Annotated in this window: 17 protein-coding genes; 3 read left to right on the top strand and 14 right to left on the bottom strand. The window is 40.6% G+C overall.

Features of this window, described 5'->3' with window-relative positions; translation table 11 throughout:
* Positions 1–284 precede the first annotated feature (284 nt).
* Both MAMP_RS10810 and MAMP_RS16150 read right to left on the bottom strand, forming a co-directional pair.
* Positions 285–1,352, bottom strand: coding sequence for a tyrosine-type recombinase/integrase (locus MAMP_RS10810; protein WP_007146081.1), 1,068 nt, complete (start codon positions 1,350–1,352; stop codon positions 285–287).
* Between the two features lie 425 nt (positions 1,353–1,777).
* Positions 1,778–1,975 (bottom strand): hypothetical protein, encoded by a 198-nt coding sequence (locus MAMP_RS16150; RefSeq protein WP_007146079.1) that lies wholly within the window; start codon positions 1,973–1,975, stop codon positions 1,778–1,780.
* Between the two features lie 649 nt (positions 1,976–2,624).
* Here MAMP_RS16150 and MAMP_RS10805 point away from each other — a divergent pair.
* Together MAMP_RS10805 and MAMP_RS10800 are read left to right on the top strand one after the other, a co-directional pair.
* Positions 2,625–3,623, top strand: a complete 999-nt coding sequence (locus tag MAMP_RS10805; protein ID WP_007146078.1) for a PRTRC system protein D — start codon at positions 2,625–2,627, stop codon at positions 3,621–3,623.
* Complete coding sequence (locus tag MAMP_RS10800; RefSeq protein WP_007146077.1) at positions 3,623–3,886, top strand: hypothetical protein; 264 nt, start codon at positions 3,623–3,625, stop codon at positions 3,884–3,886. The genes MAMP_RS10805 and MAMP_RS10800 overlap by 1 nt, the downstream gene beginning before the upstream one ends.
* Before the next feature lie 204 nt (positions 3,887–4,090).
* Here the strand turns inward: MAMP_RS10800 and MAMP_RS10795 are convergent, their stop codons facing one another.
* The 3 genes from MAMP_RS10795 to MAMP_RS10785 all read right to left on the bottom strand — a co-directional run bounded on the left by MAMP_RS10795 (position 4,091) and on the right by MAMP_RS10785 (position 6,309).
* A complete protein-coding gene (locus tag MAMP_RS10795; RefSeq protein WP_040576521.1) occupies positions 4,091–4,276 on the bottom strand; it encodes a hypothetical protein in 186 nt (61 codons plus the stop codon).
* A gap of 226 nt (positions 4,277–4,502) precedes the next feature.
* The gene (locus tag MAMP_RS10790; RefSeq protein WP_007146076.1) at positions 4,503–5,723 is read right to left on the bottom strand and encodes a TraI domain-containing protein; all 1,221 of its coding nucleotides are present in this window, start codon (positions 5,721–5,723) and stop codon (positions 4,503–4,505) included.
* 160 nt (positions 5,724–5,883) lie between these two features.
* A complete protein-coding gene (locus MAMP_RS10785; protein WP_007146075.1) occupies positions 5,884–6,309 on the bottom strand; it encodes a hypothetical protein in 426 nt (141 codons plus the stop codon).
* A 471-nt stretch (positions 6,310–6,780) separates the two neighbouring features.
* Between MAMP_RS10785 and MAMP_RS10780 the strand changes: the two genes are divergently transcribed.
* Positions 6,781–7,308 (top strand): DUF1385 domain-containing protein, encoded by a 528-nt coding sequence (locus MAMP_RS10780; RefSeq protein ID WP_139031922.1) that lies wholly within the window; start codon positions 6,781–6,783, stop codon positions 7,306–7,308.
* 32 nt (positions 7,309–7,340) lie between these two features.
* Here the strand turns inward: MAMP_RS10780 and MAMP_RS10775 are convergent, their stop codons facing one another.
* The 9 genes from MAMP_RS10775 to MAMP_RS10735 form a co-directional block, all read right to left on the bottom strand.
* On the bottom strand, positions 7,341–8,891 hold the full coding sequence (locus MAMP_RS10775) for a conjugal transfer protein TraG N-terminal domain-containing protein (RefSeq protein ID WP_007146073.1): 1,551 nt from the start codon (positions 8,889–8,891) through the stop codon (positions 7,341–7,343).
* A 3-nt stretch (positions 8,892–8,894) separates the two neighbouring features.
* The gene (locus tag MAMP_RS10770; protein WP_007146072.1) at positions 8,895–9,257 is read right to left on the bottom strand and encodes a hypothetical protein; all 363 of its coding nucleotides are present in this window, start codon (positions 9,255–9,257) and stop codon (positions 8,895–8,897) included.
* A complete protein-coding gene (locus tag MAMP_RS10765) occupies positions 9,257–10,612 on the bottom strand; it encodes an integrating conjugative element protein (RefSeq protein WP_007146071.1) in 1,356 nt (451 codons plus the stop codon). Before MAMP_RS10765 ends, MAMP_RS10770 begins: the two co-directional genes overlap by 1 nt.
* Positions 10,613–10,622: 10 nt before the next feature.
* Positions 10,623–11,609, bottom strand: coding sequence for a TIGR03756 family integrating conjugative element protein (locus tag MAMP_RS10760; RefSeq protein ID WP_007146070.1), 987 nt, complete (start codon positions 11,607–11,609; stop codon positions 10,623–10,625).
* Positions 11,609–12,028 carry a TIGR03757 family integrating conjugative element protein gene (locus MAMP_RS15730; RefSeq protein ID WP_007146069.1) on the bottom strand — a complete coding sequence of 140 codons (420 nt, stop codon included), beginning with the start codon at positions 12,026–12,028 and terminating at the stop codon, positions 11,609–11,611. Before MAMP_RS15730 ends, MAMP_RS10760 begins: the two co-directional genes overlap by 1 nt.
* Positions 12,021–14,744: a conjugative transfer ATPase gene (locus MAMP_RS10750; RefSeq protein WP_007146068.1), complete on the bottom strand. Its 2,724-nt coding sequence runs from the start codon at positions 14,742–14,744 to the stop codon at positions 12,021–12,023. Before MAMP_RS10750 ends, MAMP_RS15730 begins: the two co-directional genes overlap by 8 nt.
* A complete protein-coding gene (locus MAMP_RS15925) occupies positions 14,744–15,145 on the bottom strand; it encodes a TIGR03751 family conjugal transfer lipoprotein (RefSeq protein WP_083821527.1) in 402 nt (133 codons plus the stop codon). The genes MAMP_RS10750 and MAMP_RS15925 overlap by 1 nt, the downstream gene beginning before the upstream one ends.
* Positions 15,102–16,430 (bottom strand): TIGR03752 family integrating conjugative element protein, encoded by a 1,329-nt coding sequence (locus MAMP_RS10740; RefSeq protein WP_007146067.1) that lies wholly within the window; start codon positions 16,428–16,430, stop codon positions 15,102–15,104. The genes MAMP_RS15925 and MAMP_RS10740 overlap by 44 nt, the downstream gene beginning before the upstream one ends.
* The coding region (locus MAMP_RS10735) for a TIGR03749 family integrating conjugative element protein (protein ID WP_040576520.1) at positions 16,430–16,983 on the bottom strand (554 nt) is incomplete at its 5' end. The genes MAMP_RS10740 and MAMP_RS10735, both read right to left, overlap by 1 nt.

Raw genomic sequence — 16,983 nt, 5'->3', positions numbered from 1 at the left:
TTCTGCTTCAACTAACTCTGAAATAGCTCTAAAAACACTCGAGTATCTTTTGCCAGTTTTTTGTTTTAACTCGTGCAACTGAACAAGTGATACATATGTGCTTGGGTCCCCGTTATCGCTAATTCTATTGAGGACATCAAGAGCTGTTGTGCTCAGGTTATCTACTTGCCCTGTTGTAATAACAATATCTAAAAGTCGATCCCAATGGTTATCGCTTAAATAGTAACTCCTAGACATTAGAGAATAGGTACATGTTGATGACATATCTGAATGGGAATAACACATTAATCGTTACTCCCTATGTAAGCGCTCGTGATTGATTCCCTGCTATGGCCAAGGTTTTCAGAAACCATGAGCCTGGCTATCCTTTCCTCAATCATATCTATATCTCGTGCAATTTTCGGTACATCTTTTACTGCTGCAGGATGACCTGTAGTGCGTGTATATAGTCTTTGTGCGTAACCATGTCTCAGGCCGTGTGGCGTTATACCTGTTTCTCTTGAAATTCCATTTCTTTTGGTTACCCGGTAAAAATGTTTAATCCAGCTCTTTGGATCTGAGCGACGAGGAATCATTGACTCATTAGTGTCATAACTATATGACTGAAGCTCTTCCAGGTATTGCCGTTGCTCTGCTGATTCAACAGGTACAGTTCTGGGTCGGCCACCTTTAGTGCCACGACGAACATGAATGAATTGCCCTTCTCTGTCGTAATCCAGGTTGGGTCTAAATAACATTGATTCTTTTGCTCTAAGTCCAAATAGATGCGATAGCTTTAACTGACGGCCACAATACTTGCAGTCATCACTTACTTTTTGAATTAGCTCATCAATGTCGTACTTGTCATCCCAGCTTTTATCTTCTTTCGCTACATATTCTCTCTTCATTAATTCTGGTTTGGAAAATAGCTCTTTATCACTAAGTCCAGTAATGACACCCTCTTTACCCATCCACCGCAAAAAGGTTCTTAGAATAGATACTTTTTGCACTACAGAGGCAGTCTGGAGGTCTTCTCTAGCTTCCCAGAAATGTGTCAAAGCTTTAACGTGCTTTTGACGAATATGGGTAGGCAACGTAATCCGGTACCCCAGGTCATGGAGTGTATGTGCCATAGAGCGTATTTCATTAAATCTATTTGCTTTTGTTTTTTCAGAAACAGGTTTCTGACGTTTTGCATGTTTAGAATTATTCCGATAGAGCACTTGCTGAACGTTATAAACAAATATGGTTCTGACCGTCCAAGGTTTACCATTTCTATTTAGTCGCCCACGCATTTCTGGTGCAGCAAATACATACACACCATCAGTAACTGTCAGCTGAGGTTTGTATGGTTCGTGTAATGAATGATCCATTTTTTTATCTCCAGTTTTTATCTATTTACATAAGCAGCTTTTCCTCTCTATTCACTCATTAGTTTTCATCAGTAGTTATCAATCAATCACCATACGATAGGGAACTCTCATCAGGTGCAGCTCTTAACTGCGGCATCATCTTAAACGTGAGTTATATCTTTCATGGAAGGCTTGGTTCAGACCCGACATGATGCTTCTATCACTGCAAAGCTTTGGTAGATGTTCGACCTACCCCTTCACAGACATTTTTACGATAGTCAGCCACTTTGTTTCTCCCTGTCAAAGATAGACAAAGTGTTCGGTTGGTTTTGATACACACAAAAATACGATCGTGATTGAATTTGTTCCCAATAATCCCCGCCAGCAGGATGCTCGATCACGTTATGTCCGCCCTAGTAAAACGCTACTCCGATCGCAGACTTTGTTTACATCAGGTTTTTGGCCACTCTTTTTGTGGTTTCGTATGGATTACAGGCAAGCCGTAGCTCGCTGTACTTAGATTGATGCGTGTCTCCATAGAGACAGCCTACTTGTTGGACTTTGATCGCCATAGCAATCCGATTGTTACCGTGTCCATGATGAATTTCAGACATAGATATCTGACAACATGCATTTTTCAGCATATTTCAGTTCTTTTGTCTTTGTTTTGAGTGGGCATCGTTTGATAAACAACGCCTAGAGAGAGCCATTTGATGTGCAGTTGGCTTGCTGCTCTCTTCAGACCCAACGGGCCCTTTTGAAGATTGGGTACATTTTCAGATCATACCCCCCTAGTCTGTCAAGTATTTTGACGGAGTGATTTTTTCTCTAAGTCCGGAATAAAGATCTCATTATTCCTACATCGTCTTGTTTTTACTGTGGTTTCTATTCTGGTTCGTCCCCTCAGTCTCCAGCATGTTTTTTTTCAATCCAATTTAAGTGCTTTTTTGAGAAAACTGAGAAATATGTGAGTTTTTGTACTTAGGGTGTCCTGCCGATGTCTCGCAGGACTTGTGATGGATCGTTTATTCAAATTTTAGAGAGGATTGTTGATGAGAATATCTTGGACGTGTTCTACAGGAGTCCTGTGGGACTCTTAGGGGCTTGATTTTATAGGGGGGCTCGATGTAACCTACTCATGCACGTCATTACTGACGCTCCTGCGCATAACTTCCACGGAAGTGTGCATCAAAACGGCCATCTCTAGGCCACATTTCATATTTAATTCTGCGCACTTATTCTAGCTATCACGCCTTCTCTGTGCGCGTTTCTAATTTCCGTGGAGGAACGTTCGTGAATAAAACACCTGTTATCCGTGCTGTAGACGTAGGTTATGGCAATACTAAATACATACGAAATGTTATTGATGGTATAGCTGTGGCTGATCATTTCCCTTCTATTGTGAACCGGCCAAGCGTTAATAAAAACAGCTTTCAAGAGAGTGAAGATATTTACCAGGTTGTTGTTAATGGCAATAACTATGAAGTAGGTCCTGGCGTTGATGCTGCTCTAGAGGGTGGAGTTCGCATAATGCACGATAATTATATCGAGACTGAGGACTATATGGCTCTATTATACGGTGCCATCTCACAAATGAATGTTGATGTAATAGACCTTCTCGTTGTGGGATTACCAGTCGATTTGATGGGTAGCAAGCGGGCTATTTTGGAGAAGATCCTTACAGGTACACATCGCGTTGGTAATCGAGATGTTCAAGTTCGCAAAGTCAACGCAATTTCTCAACCCTTGGGAGGTTTCCTTCACTACGCATCACAAGCTAAATTGCTAGAAGAGTTGAGCAGCACTCGTAACCTACTTATTGATCCTGGCTTTTTCACCGTGGACTTTCTTGTCTCAACGGGATTGAGAGAGATTAGTGGTAAAAGTGGTAGTCATCCAACAGGTATGAGTGCTTACCTTAAAGCTATAGCAAAGGGAATAAGTGAGGATTTAAAGATTAATTACGACAATATCTCTCATATTGATGAAGGTATCAGAAAAGGTCAGTTTAGATTGTATGGCCAGAATATAGATTTAACAAAATACCACCAAACTGCAGTCAGTGAGATTATGCCGGCAGTCGATGCAATATCCAATAAAGTGGGTGATGGTAGAAGCATAGATCAGATCATCCTTGTGGGTGGTGGAGCAAAAATCTTTCTGGATCCAATCAAGAAACTACTTCCAAAACATAACATTCACTGTGATGAGAATTCTGTCGTGGCAAATGTACTTGGTTTTCAAAAGATTGGTGAAGCCTGGTTTGCAAAGCTAAATCGTGAGGTAGCCTGATGGTTGAACAGATTAGAATGAACCAAAAAATACCTCGTAAAGAAGATCCTGAACTATACGAATATCTATCTATGTTTAGTGATCGTGGCCGCGCTTATCAGGCAAGAAAGTTAATGCTTTTAGGTCTTGTACAGCTAGGTAAACTAAATGGACAGGCCCAAACTGGAAACACTAAGCAAAATGAAATTCATCAGCCACGACAAACTGACGTTGATAATGAAATCGAATTAATATCACAAGCTGGAGTCGATGCTTTGTTTTAATCCTGGCTAGCTTTCTGATTTTTTATTTGAAAAAAAAGCCCCTGACATGTTGAGTGACAGGGGCTTTTGATTATTTCCGTGGAAGTAATCTCTTGTGTTAGTTTTTTTTGTGTTTTTTATGTTTTTTGGAATAATGATGTTCTTGGTAGCTTGCTACCGCATAAACACCCAGTACTAATACACCTATTAATGCTGCAATTTCCATCACTCTTCCTCCATAGCATCACGTTCAACTAACCCAAAGATCCAAAGGGTTAGTCCAATACCTACTATTATAGACGTATTAATTAGACCAACACTGTCAAGGATATATCCTGCAAGTCCAGCAATCATGAGAGCGATTGCCATTTTCCTTACATCATCCTTCATATCTTTGTAGTTTTGCCTCATATATATTCTCCATTAAAAAAGGGAGAACATCCCCTGAAGGGAGACATTCTCCCTTCAGGGTTGAGGTTTACTGCTTCATCAGAGGCAGCGACATATTCTAAATACTAACCTTAGTCAGTATTTTATAGCACAGCATAAAGTAGCTGTGAGACTTCAGGTACTTGAAAAATCAAGTACGCAGAACTCATTAAAAATAATCTTACCTTTGTTTATTTATCCTGGCAATTTAACCTTTAAGTATAATTATGCGGTCAGAGGATATTCCTTTCACAGCACCTTCCTCAATAACCTGTCCAAGGAGTCTCAGATCATTAAGTAGCTCAGATGGACTATCGGTATAACTCCGGAATGTACTCGGATATTTAACTTTAATATTATTACCTTCAGATTTTGCGTATTCAGGAGTAATACGTTTTTTTTGCATATCAATTTTGAGTCTTGCAACAAAATTCTGAGGAGTTACCTCATCTTCCGGTTCAGGTGGGTAGTCTTCAATGCTTTGAGGTGGGTCATCCATTTTAGGTGGGATATCATTTGATGGTAATGTTTCTACCTGGCCACTTGAGGGGGTAATAGTTGTAGGTGTATCAATACCAGTATGCCGCATATCTGTTTTTGCACTTACTATCGATATTTCACCAGTCTCCTTATCAATGAGCTCATTAGTAGAACTTTGAGGTTCGTTATTCTGTGTTCCTTCTTCAAGAGTATTCATTGCTGCTTCAAATGTGATTTCATCTCGAAGTGTCGATGTTGCCCGTACAATAATGGAGTAAAGAGGGTTATCTTGAATCTTTCGTGCACCGGTGAGTATATCTAGCATACAGTCCATAAGCTCTAAATCACTGTAGATCCACTCAATACCGTGAGTCGGTACAATATCTCGAATATGTAAAGCAGTGGTTGTATATGAGAGTGACCTAGTTATGCCCTCTTCTTTCTTCATCCTGTAGTGATGATATTCATTCATAGAATGTTTCCAACAAATCCATTCACCCGCGGCTTTATCTACTTTAGTAAATCCTATTATCTTTACTCCAAGCATTTGACCGCCAAAATCTCTTAGAAGAGCGGTAATGAATAGTCCATACGTCCAACATTCTCCTCTATGCGATATTTCCTCTGGTTTGCATTTAAGTGGAAGTAAAGTTCCTAATCTGAGTTTTAGTGTGAGTGCAACACGCTTAATGGCAACTTGAATAGCGCCACCTTTCTTTGCATACTCTCCTTCATGCCCAAAAGGTCTCAATTGCAGCATCTCAGCAAGTCGCTCTAATGCAGGTAAGTAATAATTATCAAAGTATTCTCGCGTACATCCGGCGTCATTTCTTATTTTCTTAATGAGTCGTTCATGAGGACTGAGCAGATCGCTTGCAGTTAGAAATGGTATTCCGTCTGATGGAATTGTGGATGATGCAGGTGGTTTTTTTTTTCGTCGACCAAACATCTTTGTCTCCGGGAGGTAAGTCCGGCAAATTTAGATGTTTAAGCAATAAATGTGTAGGAATAACCGGATATTGGTTAATGCCGGTTAGATAAAGTGAATAAGGGATTAAGGTATCATCAAAGGAAAAAGCCCCATTCATTTCTGAATGAGGCTGGCATGTCTACATCACGTACTGAAGCTTTTTAGCATCGAACGATACTGTAGCAGGTTCAAACCGGGGTGGCTTAACCGTAACGCCTTTATTGTTAATATTTTCTATCATGTACCAAGCGTGCTGGTTATCATCAAAAAAATAGGATAAACGCGTCTTCATTCCTTTACTGTCCAGGCATACTGTTGTGTCATATTGAAACAAACTCAAATCACCTTCTGGCTTCCAAGTTGTGCTCTCCTCACTATTTGGATTTAAGCGTAGTAAAAGAGGTGATAACAACAATTTTACTGGTGATAAAAACAACCTTGATAGTACCGTTTGATGTGTATCAGGATCGTATTTTCCTTGGCGCTGCAGTGAAGCAATGACTTTTTGATCGTAACAAAAAACAAGAAAAGCAGTAGTGGCTAATGTGGGAATGATATCTTGCATCTTTCTTTCTCCTCAAAGTTGATTAAAGCAACCCATGGAGATAGATCTATCCCCCATAAGGAGAGATAAATCCCCTTATGGGTTGATGCTTCCATACATCCGTAGAGGTATGGGAATTAACATCGTAACCGGTCTATAATCAGTTACATATGGGCACAACATGAAGTGGTTGTGGCACTTCCTGTAACTAAATTCTATAGTTACAAAGAAGTCTGAATCATATCGCTTTATATAAAGCCATTCAAGCTTATACCATTGTCTTTGAGTACACAGAATATGAACTAGTAGACACTTCTTTTATTAAGCTCTATAGATTGTGCTCTCAGAGCTTGCGCTATCAATGAAGCGTTATAAACTTATAGTTATAGACATTCACAAGAATAATCATTGTTAGCACTGTAACAGGCTGCACAAAAGACCTTGATAGTTGCTTTCTGACTGGATGTGTTCAACATTAAAGGTTTATTAATCATGAGTGATATAACAACAGTTTTTCTTCTAGTAATAGCTTTCATAACTATTCCAGGATGGCTATTCATGTTTTACAAAAAAATAACAACAGAAGTACATGAGCAGTCGATTCCTTATCGACTAAAACCAATGGTTAAGTTAATGCCATTTATAGCTGCCATTACTGTTGCTATAGCCCTGTTGCTGGCTATATTCGATGTTTTTGTGAGGGTAGCCCCATTTTTTTTCTTAGCATCATTAGTCGCTGTCGGTTTACAAATCTTGTTCATACTCATTGCACTGATAAGTAAAACTGCTCGTCACAAAGCGATTAATTCTACTGAGGGCAAATTCATGGTTGTTTTAGCCTTATTGACGTGGGCCGCAATCAAGTTTTCATGGCAGACATTCAGATACGTTTTGAAACTACATGCAAAAAGCAAATCGGCTTCAGGTCGAGATTACCAAGACAGAAATGTCTTTGGTTATCATGGACATGAATCAGAAGCGCAAAAAGCACGCCGATTGTTTGGTCAGTATTACGAATAAATTAAATACCAAGAGAGCTATGCTCTCTTGGTTTACTTCGTGATTGCACCTTCAGCTATGGAGGCCCCTTTTTGACCAGCAGCTCTGCCTTCATTTGTCATAGCCGACGTTGTACTTGTAGGTGCAGATGCGCCATGCTCACCAGCCCAGCCTAACATTTGCAAAAAGTAATAAGGTACAGCTGTATAAATTCCAAGCATAATAATATCTATCATTGATGCCATGAGCTGATTTTGATGATCGAAGAATCCCATTATCCCAGTGTTACCACTAGCTTCACTCAAGACCTGAGCTAATTTATTATCAAGAAAGTCGGCAACAGCCCATATAGATGTCCAGAACTTAACTGCAAATATTGTTATGGTTGCTGTCTTTATAGTACTCCATGAATAGTTACCAACTATAAGAACCCATGGTAATAAAAAATATGTGGTCATCAACATGGTTGCTTGAACATACGGGGCCATTTGTGTAACTGCATAAGTTACTGGAGCGATAAGAACTTCTGCCAACCAAACACCAGATGTACCAATGATCGAGCCACCAACATCATAAATGGCATCCGTGAAACTTTCTCTATCTAGGCCACTAGACTTTCCATTTCCACTTATATCAAGGCCTTTAGTCATTTCTGGACCTTCATTCTTTAGCATTTGCCTGATAGCTTGATTTTCTGCTTCGAGACTAGATTCAGCAGTCCATGTCGTTATTTTATGCATTAAAGGGGCTGGAAATTCTTCTACAAGTCCAGCCTTGATACCTTGTGGAGAGTTCCACCACTCGCTACAACTAGGATATCCATATTCAGGTGTAGCACCCTCTTGATCTTTTGAGACATATGCCTTGTCACTCTCTCGGTTTTTATCAAATCTGAAACCAGGAACTTGATGTTTTGCATAGGCTGAATTGTAATAGTTTTGGTTAAAGTACTTCGAGCCTGGCCAGTCTATATCATTAATTTCGAATTCATCCGGCAATTGTCTTCGCTCATTATAAAAATCAGCTACAGCAGGTTTGTAGCATTCCTTTACGAATCTTTCTGTTTGTCTTTTTAGATGAGGATTTTGAATGTTTGTAGAAGACATTTCATACGCCGCCTGACGCATGTTGATTTCACAAGGTAATCGAACAATAACGGCATCATTTATACCACCAGTGATAGACATAACTATATAGAACCATGGTGGTGCTTTAGCCTCCTGATTATTCAATAGATTTGATTTGAAAATCGAGTCAAATCTTGTGCCCGAGTTTCCAGCTTTTATTGTCTCACCGGGAGTTCCAGTATCAGCTTGACAGGCCTTAGTATAGGAAATAGCACCGAATTGGATTGTCATATAGGGTGACACAGCAAGTATCATCATAAAGATGAGTCTAATGATGTCTATCTCTAGTCGTCTAAGTGATGTAACAGCAGCAGCTTTTGCTTCTTGGCTTTCAATCGGTTTGATAACATTATCGATTATGACCGCGAAGAAAGGTAGATATGCTAAACCAGTGCTAGATATTATCCCCCACACTATTTCATACAAATGCCACCCAAAAGTGGTCATAAACATCTCAATAAAACTACCGGTAGCCATAATTTAACTCAATATTTGGGCAGGAAGAGCTTCTACGACAAAGATATCGAAAGCGATAATATAAGCAGCAATTCGCCAGCGCATATGTTTTGCGTATAAAGTCTGTGATTCATCTAGCTTTTTGTAACTAGCTATAGCTTGGATAATTTCATCCCAGAAGATAATGATGACTGCTAGAAGTAACCATCTTAAATATCGTAGTTTCGACTCGATAGAACCCATTGCTTGAAGTAATGCAGTCGCTGTTTCATGTGTTTCTGCAACTACATTTAATAGACCATATGACACGATAATCACTAATGTCGTTACCACAAGGAATTTTAACGATCCCTTTAAATATCGATGTGCTCTTTTCGAACCAGCCATTATTCTCTCTCAGAATCGATAGTTTGATTAGGCGTGTTGCTGCGTCCAGTTGGGGTTCTTACTGCATTGCCAATACGCTCTTTTAGTGCATCAATGTCTCTAATTGTTTGTGATGTTGATGACGCTAAACGTTTATTCATTTCATGTTCGAATAGTGTTTCGTCAATTGACTGCTGGAGGCGGTCAGTATATTTCTGGGCAGATTCTTGAGCTGGTCCATTTTGTGAAACATTAGGTTCTTGTGAGCCTGAGCCAAGAAGCCTGATCAGCATCAATGCTTTCTCAATCACTATTGCAGTTGCAACCTCTAGTATTAAACGATTCTTAAGAATAGTTCTCTCTGCAGGTGTCATCTTCCTCAAAGATTGAATAGTGCCGGATGTTATAACTACGCTGGGAGAGGATATAGCCAGCAAGTTATCACCGCTTAATTCCATACTCCCATCGATTAAAGCATCATATTTTGGAGTTAACCTTTCGACTTCTTTATTGATTTCAAATGCCATACCTCTGGAAGGTACTGTCTCTGTAGGCCGGTCGGAATAAGTTCTTATCTTTTCTTCACCTAGTAATGACCGACTGAAGACCATCAGTTCATTTGGAGAAGACCATAGTTCAGCAACTCTACCGCTATTATTTGTAGCAGCCATATTAGAATTTGCACCGCGATTTAAGGCCTGGTTATAGCCTGCTTTAACTATATCTGTAGGTATGTTGATTGGTCTCTGCCCTCTCCCTCCAGCCTTAGTGCCTTCAAGCCATGTAACACCGTTATCACCGTTGTTTTTTTCTACCGTTTCTTTGGCTTCAACAACATCTACCGATGCACTCCTATAACCTCCATTACCCATCTGGTCTTTCCAGTCGTGTGTGCGAGAGATATCAATCCATCCTTCCAATGGGTTTCCACCTTGAGAAATAGTCTTTTGCATTTGTTCGCAGCTTTGTGTCGAGACCCTGACGCCTTGTTGTGCTCTTGCCATACTATTCATAAGCATTTCATATAAACCAGGATTGGCACGCTGCAGCATTAAAAGAGGTAGTGAGGCAATTGCTCCAGTAGCAGCATCAGTTACCTGTTGTTGTATTGCATCAACACCATTCTTTACTTGGTTTAATGTGTTAGCGACGCCAAGAGTTGGATCAAATGCACTACAATTGAAGCCACTACCCCAGTCAAGTGACCCTCCGAGAATTATGCTGTTTGTAATTGGTGAAGCTGGTGCTGAAATTGAGCGTTGACCACCAATACTGTAATACCAGCCCGACTCTGAGTCAGGAATTTGTAATCCGACAGCTGTTGCATTTGCTGAGAACATGAGGGAAGTAACTAATGCTAAATATTTATGTTTCAAAACGTGGTCCTTATGGGTATGACATGAAATTAACGCTATATAGAAAAAGCTGGCCTTTTCTTTCACAGCATTGATAAGAACGCCATAACGTCCAAGCATAGTTGCCGGTTAATGCGTTGTTACCATTTCCATCCCAACCAGCTAGAGATGTAGTGTCGTTCTCACCAAATACAGTGCAGCTATTTGATATTTTTGGAGCAAGCATTTGCCACTTTCCATTTTTATTGGAATTTTCCTCTAATGCTCCAGGTGGCCATATACGTCCGTTATAGCTAGGAGTGCCTGATAAAGACTGATATACATGTGGCTGTCCACTTCGTGTAACAATATCGCCAACACGTTGAGCTATTACTGCTGCTGCTTTTGCATCAGATGATTGAGAGATAAAACCGCTTCTTGGGTAAACAGATCCCCATGTGTTCGATGGGTAGCTTCCTATTTCTCTTCTTCCAGGAATAAGAGCATCTGGATAAGCTGTCTCAGGGATTCCAAGACGCCAGGCAATAGAGTCTGTTCCAGATACAAAATAAGGATTGAACGCAGTGGCTTGTGAAGGACAGCTATAGCTAAATGAGATTGAGGAAACTGGGTGTCCAATAGCATCACTAGACTTGAATTTCAGCGTGTTTAGATCTGTTCCTTTGCTTGTTTGATTACTTCCAGCATCTATAGAAGCGGCTTTATTAATTAGTGAGCCCACGGCAGATTGAGACACACTGCCAACTATACTATTTGCCTCAGTCCATGGATTACTTCCAATTCCATTATGAGCACTAACAACAATATCTGGGTTGTGATGGGCAATTTTTGGTGATGTTTCAACATCACAGCTATTCCCAGTGCATCTAAGCCAGAAACATACGCCAACCAATTTGTAGTCTATGCATGAAGCGCTCGCTGCAGAAGCTATAATGTCAGCGGTATTGATAGTCTCTGAGTCAGCGTTTACTGTAAACGGAAGTAAAGCAGATAAAGTAATTACTAAGGCCTTATTCATTATTTACCTACCTTTCCGTAGTAGATTTTTATTGCCTTGTTAACATCACTTTCACCATAGATTACCTGTTGACCGTTATTAAATACGACAGCAGGTAATTTAGTTATTTCATACTGCATGGCTTTAAGAGAGCCCTCATAGGCAGAAATCAATTGGGATTGAATTTCACTTCCTTGAGCTAGGATTCGTTCTTTTGCTTGTTTCTGAGCAATTAACGGATCTGAAGAAAGTCCTTTACTCAATTTTTCATTGAATCTATCAGGCGCACTCAGATCATATGTTGTCAGTAATGACACTCTCTCAGCTAGATGAATATTAATTAGTCGAGTATTTTTATCGTAGAAGGCTTCAACGATAAGTTGATTGGCATATGTAAAGTTGGATGATAACAATAATAAAATAAATGTCAGCTTATGCATCTGCGGCCTCCAAACTGTGTTCACGGCGAGCTTTTTTAATTCTCTCAGCAACTATTTCAGCAGCATCAACACGGTCACAGCCTGTTTCTTCCATAATCTCGCGGCGCTCTGCTTTTTCGTGTTGTTCAGTCATGGCTAAGGCCAGTGATATTGCTGGAGGTATAGCTCTGAATAGAGGATCAAGGTTGTCAGTAAGAATCACCCCTTCTGTATATTGTCCTGGTGATTTTCTGGCTGCTAGCAGCTTTGATTCTTGTTCTTTTGTGAGATCCTTAAACCGTGATATTTGCGTTACTTCATCGCGAGGCATGACTAGACAGATCCACCACTCCAGCATAGCCAACATTCGACGGCTATCATCCGGAAAATCTTCTAAGTTTTGAGTAGCAATCCAGAACCACGCCCCTAGCTTCCTCCACATCTTTACTATCTTGATTATGTATGGAGCTAAAGTGGCATTCTTTGTGATAATGTGCCCTTCGTCCGTGAGCATGAGTGTTGGCCTACCTTCATGCTGTTCACGTTCGACGAGAGCATGGACGTGATTCATTAAGCTCATGTAGGCAACAGTTAATTTATCCTCATAACCTTCTCTAGCGAGTATGCCCATGTCGAAGATAGTTATGTCTACGTCGGGCCACTCAGTGCCTACTCGGTTAAAAAGCTTTCCTTCAACACCGGTACAGTAAAGTTCCATCGCGTCAGCCATCTCAATAGCTCGTGCAGTTCTATTTTGGTCCAGATCTTCTGTCTGACGCATTGCAGTAACAACATCTTCTGTCAGTACTTGTGTTCGGCCATCATCTTTGGCGCTTTGTGCTGCTCTGTATATTGCTTTTCTTATTACCAACCTGTCAGCACGATGAAGCATGTCATCTTCTTTCTTCTCACCACCAGTGATCATTACGCGAGCTGCTAACTCCATCTCACCTAAATAATCACGGTCCTCTTCCTCATCATCGAGGGTTGATTCATCATCATCTTTGGTTACAACTTCCTCTTCTGACAGCTCAAGAAGCTTCATAGCATTTGTAAATGGTGGGAGTGAGATGTCAGCGCTAGGTGTAACTGACATTTGATTTACAGTTAATCCATGTTTAACCATATACTCACCAAGAAGACCAAAAGAGTCCCCAGCCTCAACAATGAAGATTCTTGGCCTATGAACTGCAACAATCTTCATGACTGCATCAACAAGAGATGCAGACTTACCCGCACCTGTGGGGCCTATAATTAGTGCATGTGCATTCTTCTTGCGGTCTTGGTTGTTTAATGGATCAACTAAGAGTGGTTCGCCACCACGATTGAAATACATAAGGCCTGGATGATTTGTACCCTTAGACCGACCATATACAGGCAGCAATGAGGCAATATGACGAGAAAAAACAAGTCTCGAACGACGCTGTTTTTTTTGTACCATTAAGCTATCAAACTTCATAGGTAGACTTCGGATGTACATGTCCTGTTTAAGTAAGTCTTCCTTTTCCGAAATTGGCTGTAGTCTGTTACTTAGTAGTAAAGAATCGATGATAGAAACAGCATCATCTAGTTTTTGAAGGTTATCGGCACGAGCCAGAAAGCTGATGTAAACCGGGTATAAAGTATTGTTCTTTGCTAATTCATGTTGAGCGATTTTAGCTTCCTGTTTGGCTATTTCTGCTTCTGCATTGTCTCCCACAGCTGAACGCATAATTCGTCCAAGATGGTTAGTAACTTGATCTCTTGGCTTTATTTCAATGCTCATCGACATTACTGTGCCTTCAGGCATCCTGTCGAACATAGCAAATGTATGCTCACCTGAAGATCGCTCAGCAGTGAAGACTCCATTTTCAGGTACTCTTCTCAATGCTTGAACACTAATGGCCGTATGGGGCATTCCATCAAAATACCAGACGCCTTTATCAGCATCTGAGCGTGGACGGGTGAGAGTCAATTGTTCAGCTAGATCATAACCGTATGGTAAGTTTTCATCTCCAGGATAAGGTGCAGCTTTTAATAACTCCTCACAATCGCCTTTAGTGATAACAGGATTGGGGTTAAACCACCGTAACATCCATTCATATAGCTCCTTACCACCTCCAATCCGTATTCTGACTCCAATACCTATAAACTGGGTTATTAACCTTTTACGAATTCGACCTAATTCTCTAACATCTCTATCGTAATCGGACTTGTAGTTTTCAGGAAAATATCTATATAGACACATGCGTACTTTGCGTCTTTTTCCCTGCCATCTCCCACCAGTAACAACCTCATCATTGAAAAGTCCGTTTGGCTGACCAACTTGTCGTAAATGCTCATCCATTACATCGAGGAAGTGCTTTGTATATGGTGTGTCTTTTGCCCTTGGGTGTGCATATTCTCGAATCTGGTCTGTGAGTGTTCTTACACTTAGTTCATCTTGAACAAAGAACTGTAAGGTCCATGGCGCAACATTATCTTCAGGTATTGTTTCTGTGATAGTGGCTTGTAGTTTTTCCTGTATTTCCAGTATGTAGTCATCTGTCTTCGCTTCTACACCAACAGGCTCAACTTCAAAAAGCGCACCTATACCTTTGCCATCTTCAAGTAAGAACACCTGATTTTCACTGTCATACTCTCTCCATGGAAGTAGATTCGTGAACGAGGGTTGTTCAATATAGTCTTTACGAACATCTTCTTTTCTTAATGGGGTGTGAGTAGTTGTTGATTTTCTCTCAAATAGACTATTAAGCATTACAGTTCACCTGGCATTGCATATTCAGGACGTTCATAGAAAGGGAAGGCTGTTGAATATCCCGGAACTGGTAGGCGTGAGGCCGTAGATAGATGCGGGTAGACGTACATTACTAGTGTCGGGTTGGGGAGACGAGGAAACTGTTGCTCGATTTCGCTGTTTACATCACGCGTATATCCAGCTAAGTCTACGTCTTTATTACCAGTGAGTCGGTCTCGAATCCCTGATGTAGAGGATACTTTTTTCTCGCTACCAACTAGCAGGCTACTTTCGTGATTACGATATAATTCCTTCATAGTTGGTCCAGTTTGAGGGAGTAAGTCATCTTTTGTTTGGTATGAACAAGCTGATAACAGACTAATCAAGGCGACGATTGATATCTTTACTGTTGAAACGCGCATGTCTTAATTTCCTGCCATTAGGTTTGTAGTTAATAGGTAATTCAGCATCAATGTGGACTGCTACGTTAGAACCTGTATCTACATAGATCACATCGAATGTTTGTTGTTGTCTTTTTTGTAGCCATTCACTGATTGCAGATGTGCCACCGGAAAGAGTCTCATAGGCAGAGTTTCTTAATGCATCGCCCGTAACTGATGAAGTTGTGTCTCCTTGAGGCGATACTATGCGTGTAGTTTCAGCGTCTGCGACCGCTTTAGCCCCTGCTTCAATACCTTTAGCAAAGATTGAACTTGCAAGAAAGGCACCTGCATTTGATATTCTTTTTCCTGAGACACAGGGAATACCACGGTTATCTGAAATCCATGCAAGTCGATTAACATTTCCTGAGCCATTGCTATTCTGGAGTTCTTGATCACCTTCGTTTAACGTCTGGATTGTTCCATCTTCAAAAACATAGGTCACCGATGTTAGATCCGCTCTGACACATGAAAGAGTCCAGTCACCAGTGGCAGTACCCGAAAAGATCATATGGCTTACTTCTGGCAGCTCAAGACCATTTGCGGTCAGGTTTTCATTTCCAACTATGATCTTTACTGGGTAAGGGTCTTCGACACTGCCATTAATAGGTACACGTCCCATTAATGCTGTCATTGATGTTGATCCTATTAATGTGGAGTTTTTAGGAATTGTGTAAACAGGTTCAACTATGATCTCTTGATTCGTGCCGCCAGTGATGCTTTGGCCAATGCTATTATCTAGAGCACTAGTATCACCAAGAATGTCAGATGCTGTATCCAGTGTTGTTGATGGACTGAATGAAGTTTGAGTCATTCCTGTTTCATCTAAAGTCGTTGATGCACCAATGGGTTCAACCCAGATATCGGTTTGCGGCTGTATGTCTGGTATTTCAATGTCCATATCAAAGCTATCTAGCTCTGGAGGATTTTCATTTTGGGTGTTTGTTAATTCATCTACACGCTCCATCAAATAATCTATTGATGTTTTTGTGTTTGTATTCTCTTTAGGACGGTTGGCGAGCTGCTCTTTTATTTGATTTTGCTCTGCTATTAACCTGTCATTTTCCTCACGCATCTCTTGCACAAGTGCTGTTAATGTTCGGAGTGTGTCATCAGTAGTATCTCCATCAGGAACATAATTATCCCTAAGTTGCTTAACTTGCTCGGCAGCTTCTTTATCAGAATTACGAGCTACAACTGCTACCAATATCACTATCAGTCCTAATGCGATGATAGGAATGAGTTTGTTAGTCCTTTTTTCAGCCATTAGAACGACTCCCAAAATGGTCGATCAGAAATTAGATAAAGAGCCGTGGTATCCGTTATCTCACCAGCTGGCCCTAGAGAGGCATGTTGAAATGTTGCTGCCAGCCACTTCCCTCGAATTTGGCGTGGGTCTAGAATTACTCGTTCTTTCTGTTTGTTCTCAAGTTTTACTGCTGTGATGTATAGGCCACCACTGGAAAATGAGATAACAGGGGTCATATTTATTATTAACCCTCTGATCAGGTGACTGTCAGAATGCTGAGCAACATTAATACGATGTATACCTTCGGGAATGCTGATAAGCCTCTCAGGTGCATATAGATGATGAGCTGCTACTCTTGTTAAGGTCTCATATCCATAATGTGTTGGCTTTTTATCATCAGAATTTGAAGAAGGTATATCTTTCTCAGACTCTGGATATAAGATGGTAACCTGCTCTTTGCTACCACGAGATTCACTGGAAGAAAGATGTATTACTACAGTCTTTTTAGTTACAGTGTCTTGTGCCAGGATTCGTTTATCCGTAAATTCTTCTTTGCTTTCCCAGTAAATTG

Source organism: Methylophaga thalassica MP (genome assembly GCF_000214595.1).
In the GTDB taxonomy this organism is placed as follows: domain Bacteria; phylum Pseudomonadota; class Gammaproteobacteria; order Nitrosococcales; family Methylophagaceae; genus Methylophaga; species Methylophaga thalassica.
Note: the sequence above shows the minus strand (reverse complement) of the source record. Positions and strands in the feature narration are given on the sequence as shown.

Bases quoted from the DNA above. Each gene is read 5' to 3' on its own strand.
- MAMP_RS10810 (WP_007146081.1), bottom strand. From the start codon at position 1,352: ATGGATCATTCATTACACGAACCATACAAACCTCAGCTGACAGTTACT.
- MAMP_RS16150 (WP_007146079.1), bottom strand. From the start codon at position 1,975: ATGCTGAAAAATGCATGTTGTCAGATATCTATGTCTGAAATTCATCAT.
- MAMP_RS10800 (WP_007146077.1), top strand. From the start codon at position 3,623: ATGGTTGAACAGATTAGAATGAACCAAAAAATACCTCGTAAAGAAGAT.
- MAMP_RS10795 (WP_040576521.1), bottom strand. From the start codon at position 4,276: ATGAGGCAAAACTACAAAGATATGAAGGATGATGTAAGGAAAATGGCA.
- MAMP_RS10790 (WP_007146076.1), bottom strand. From the start codon at position 5,723: ATGTTTGGTCGACGAAAAAAAAAACCACCTGCATCATCCACAATTCCA.
- MAMP_RS10785 (WP_007146075.1), bottom strand. From the start codon at position 6,309: ATGCAAGATATCATTCCCACATTAGCCACTACTGCTTTTCTTGTTTTT.
- MAMP_RS10780 (WP_139031922.1), top strand. From the start codon at position 6,781: ATGAGTGATATAACAACAGTTTTTCTTCTAGTAATAGCTTTCATAACT.
- MAMP_RS10775 (WP_007146073.1), bottom strand. From the start codon at position 8,891: ATGGCTACCGGTAGTTTTATTGAGATGTTTATGACCACTTTTGGGTGG.
- MAMP_RS10770 (WP_007146072.1), bottom strand. From the start codon at position 9,257: ATGGCTGGTTCGAAAAGAGCACATCGATATTTAAAGGGATCGTTAAAA.
- MAMP_RS10760 (WP_007146070.1), bottom strand. From the start codon at position 11,609: ATGAATAAGGCCTTAGTAATTACTTTATCTGCTTTACTTCCGTTTACA.
- MAMP_RS15730 (WP_007146069.1), bottom strand. From the start codon at position 12,028: ATGCATAAGCTGACATTTATTTTATTATTGTTATCATCCAACTTTACA.
- MAMP_RS10750 (WP_007146068.1), bottom strand. From the start codon at position 14,744: ATGCTTAATAGTCTATTTGAGAGAAAATCAACAACTACTCACACCCCA.
- MAMP_RS15925 (WP_083821527.1), bottom strand. From the start codon at position 15,145: ATGCGCGTTTCAACAGTAAAGATATCAATCGTCGCCTTGATTAGTCTG.
- MAMP_RS10740 (WP_007146067.1), bottom strand. From the start codon at position 16,430: ATGGCTGAAAAAAGGACTAACAAACTCATTCCTATCATCGCATTAGGA.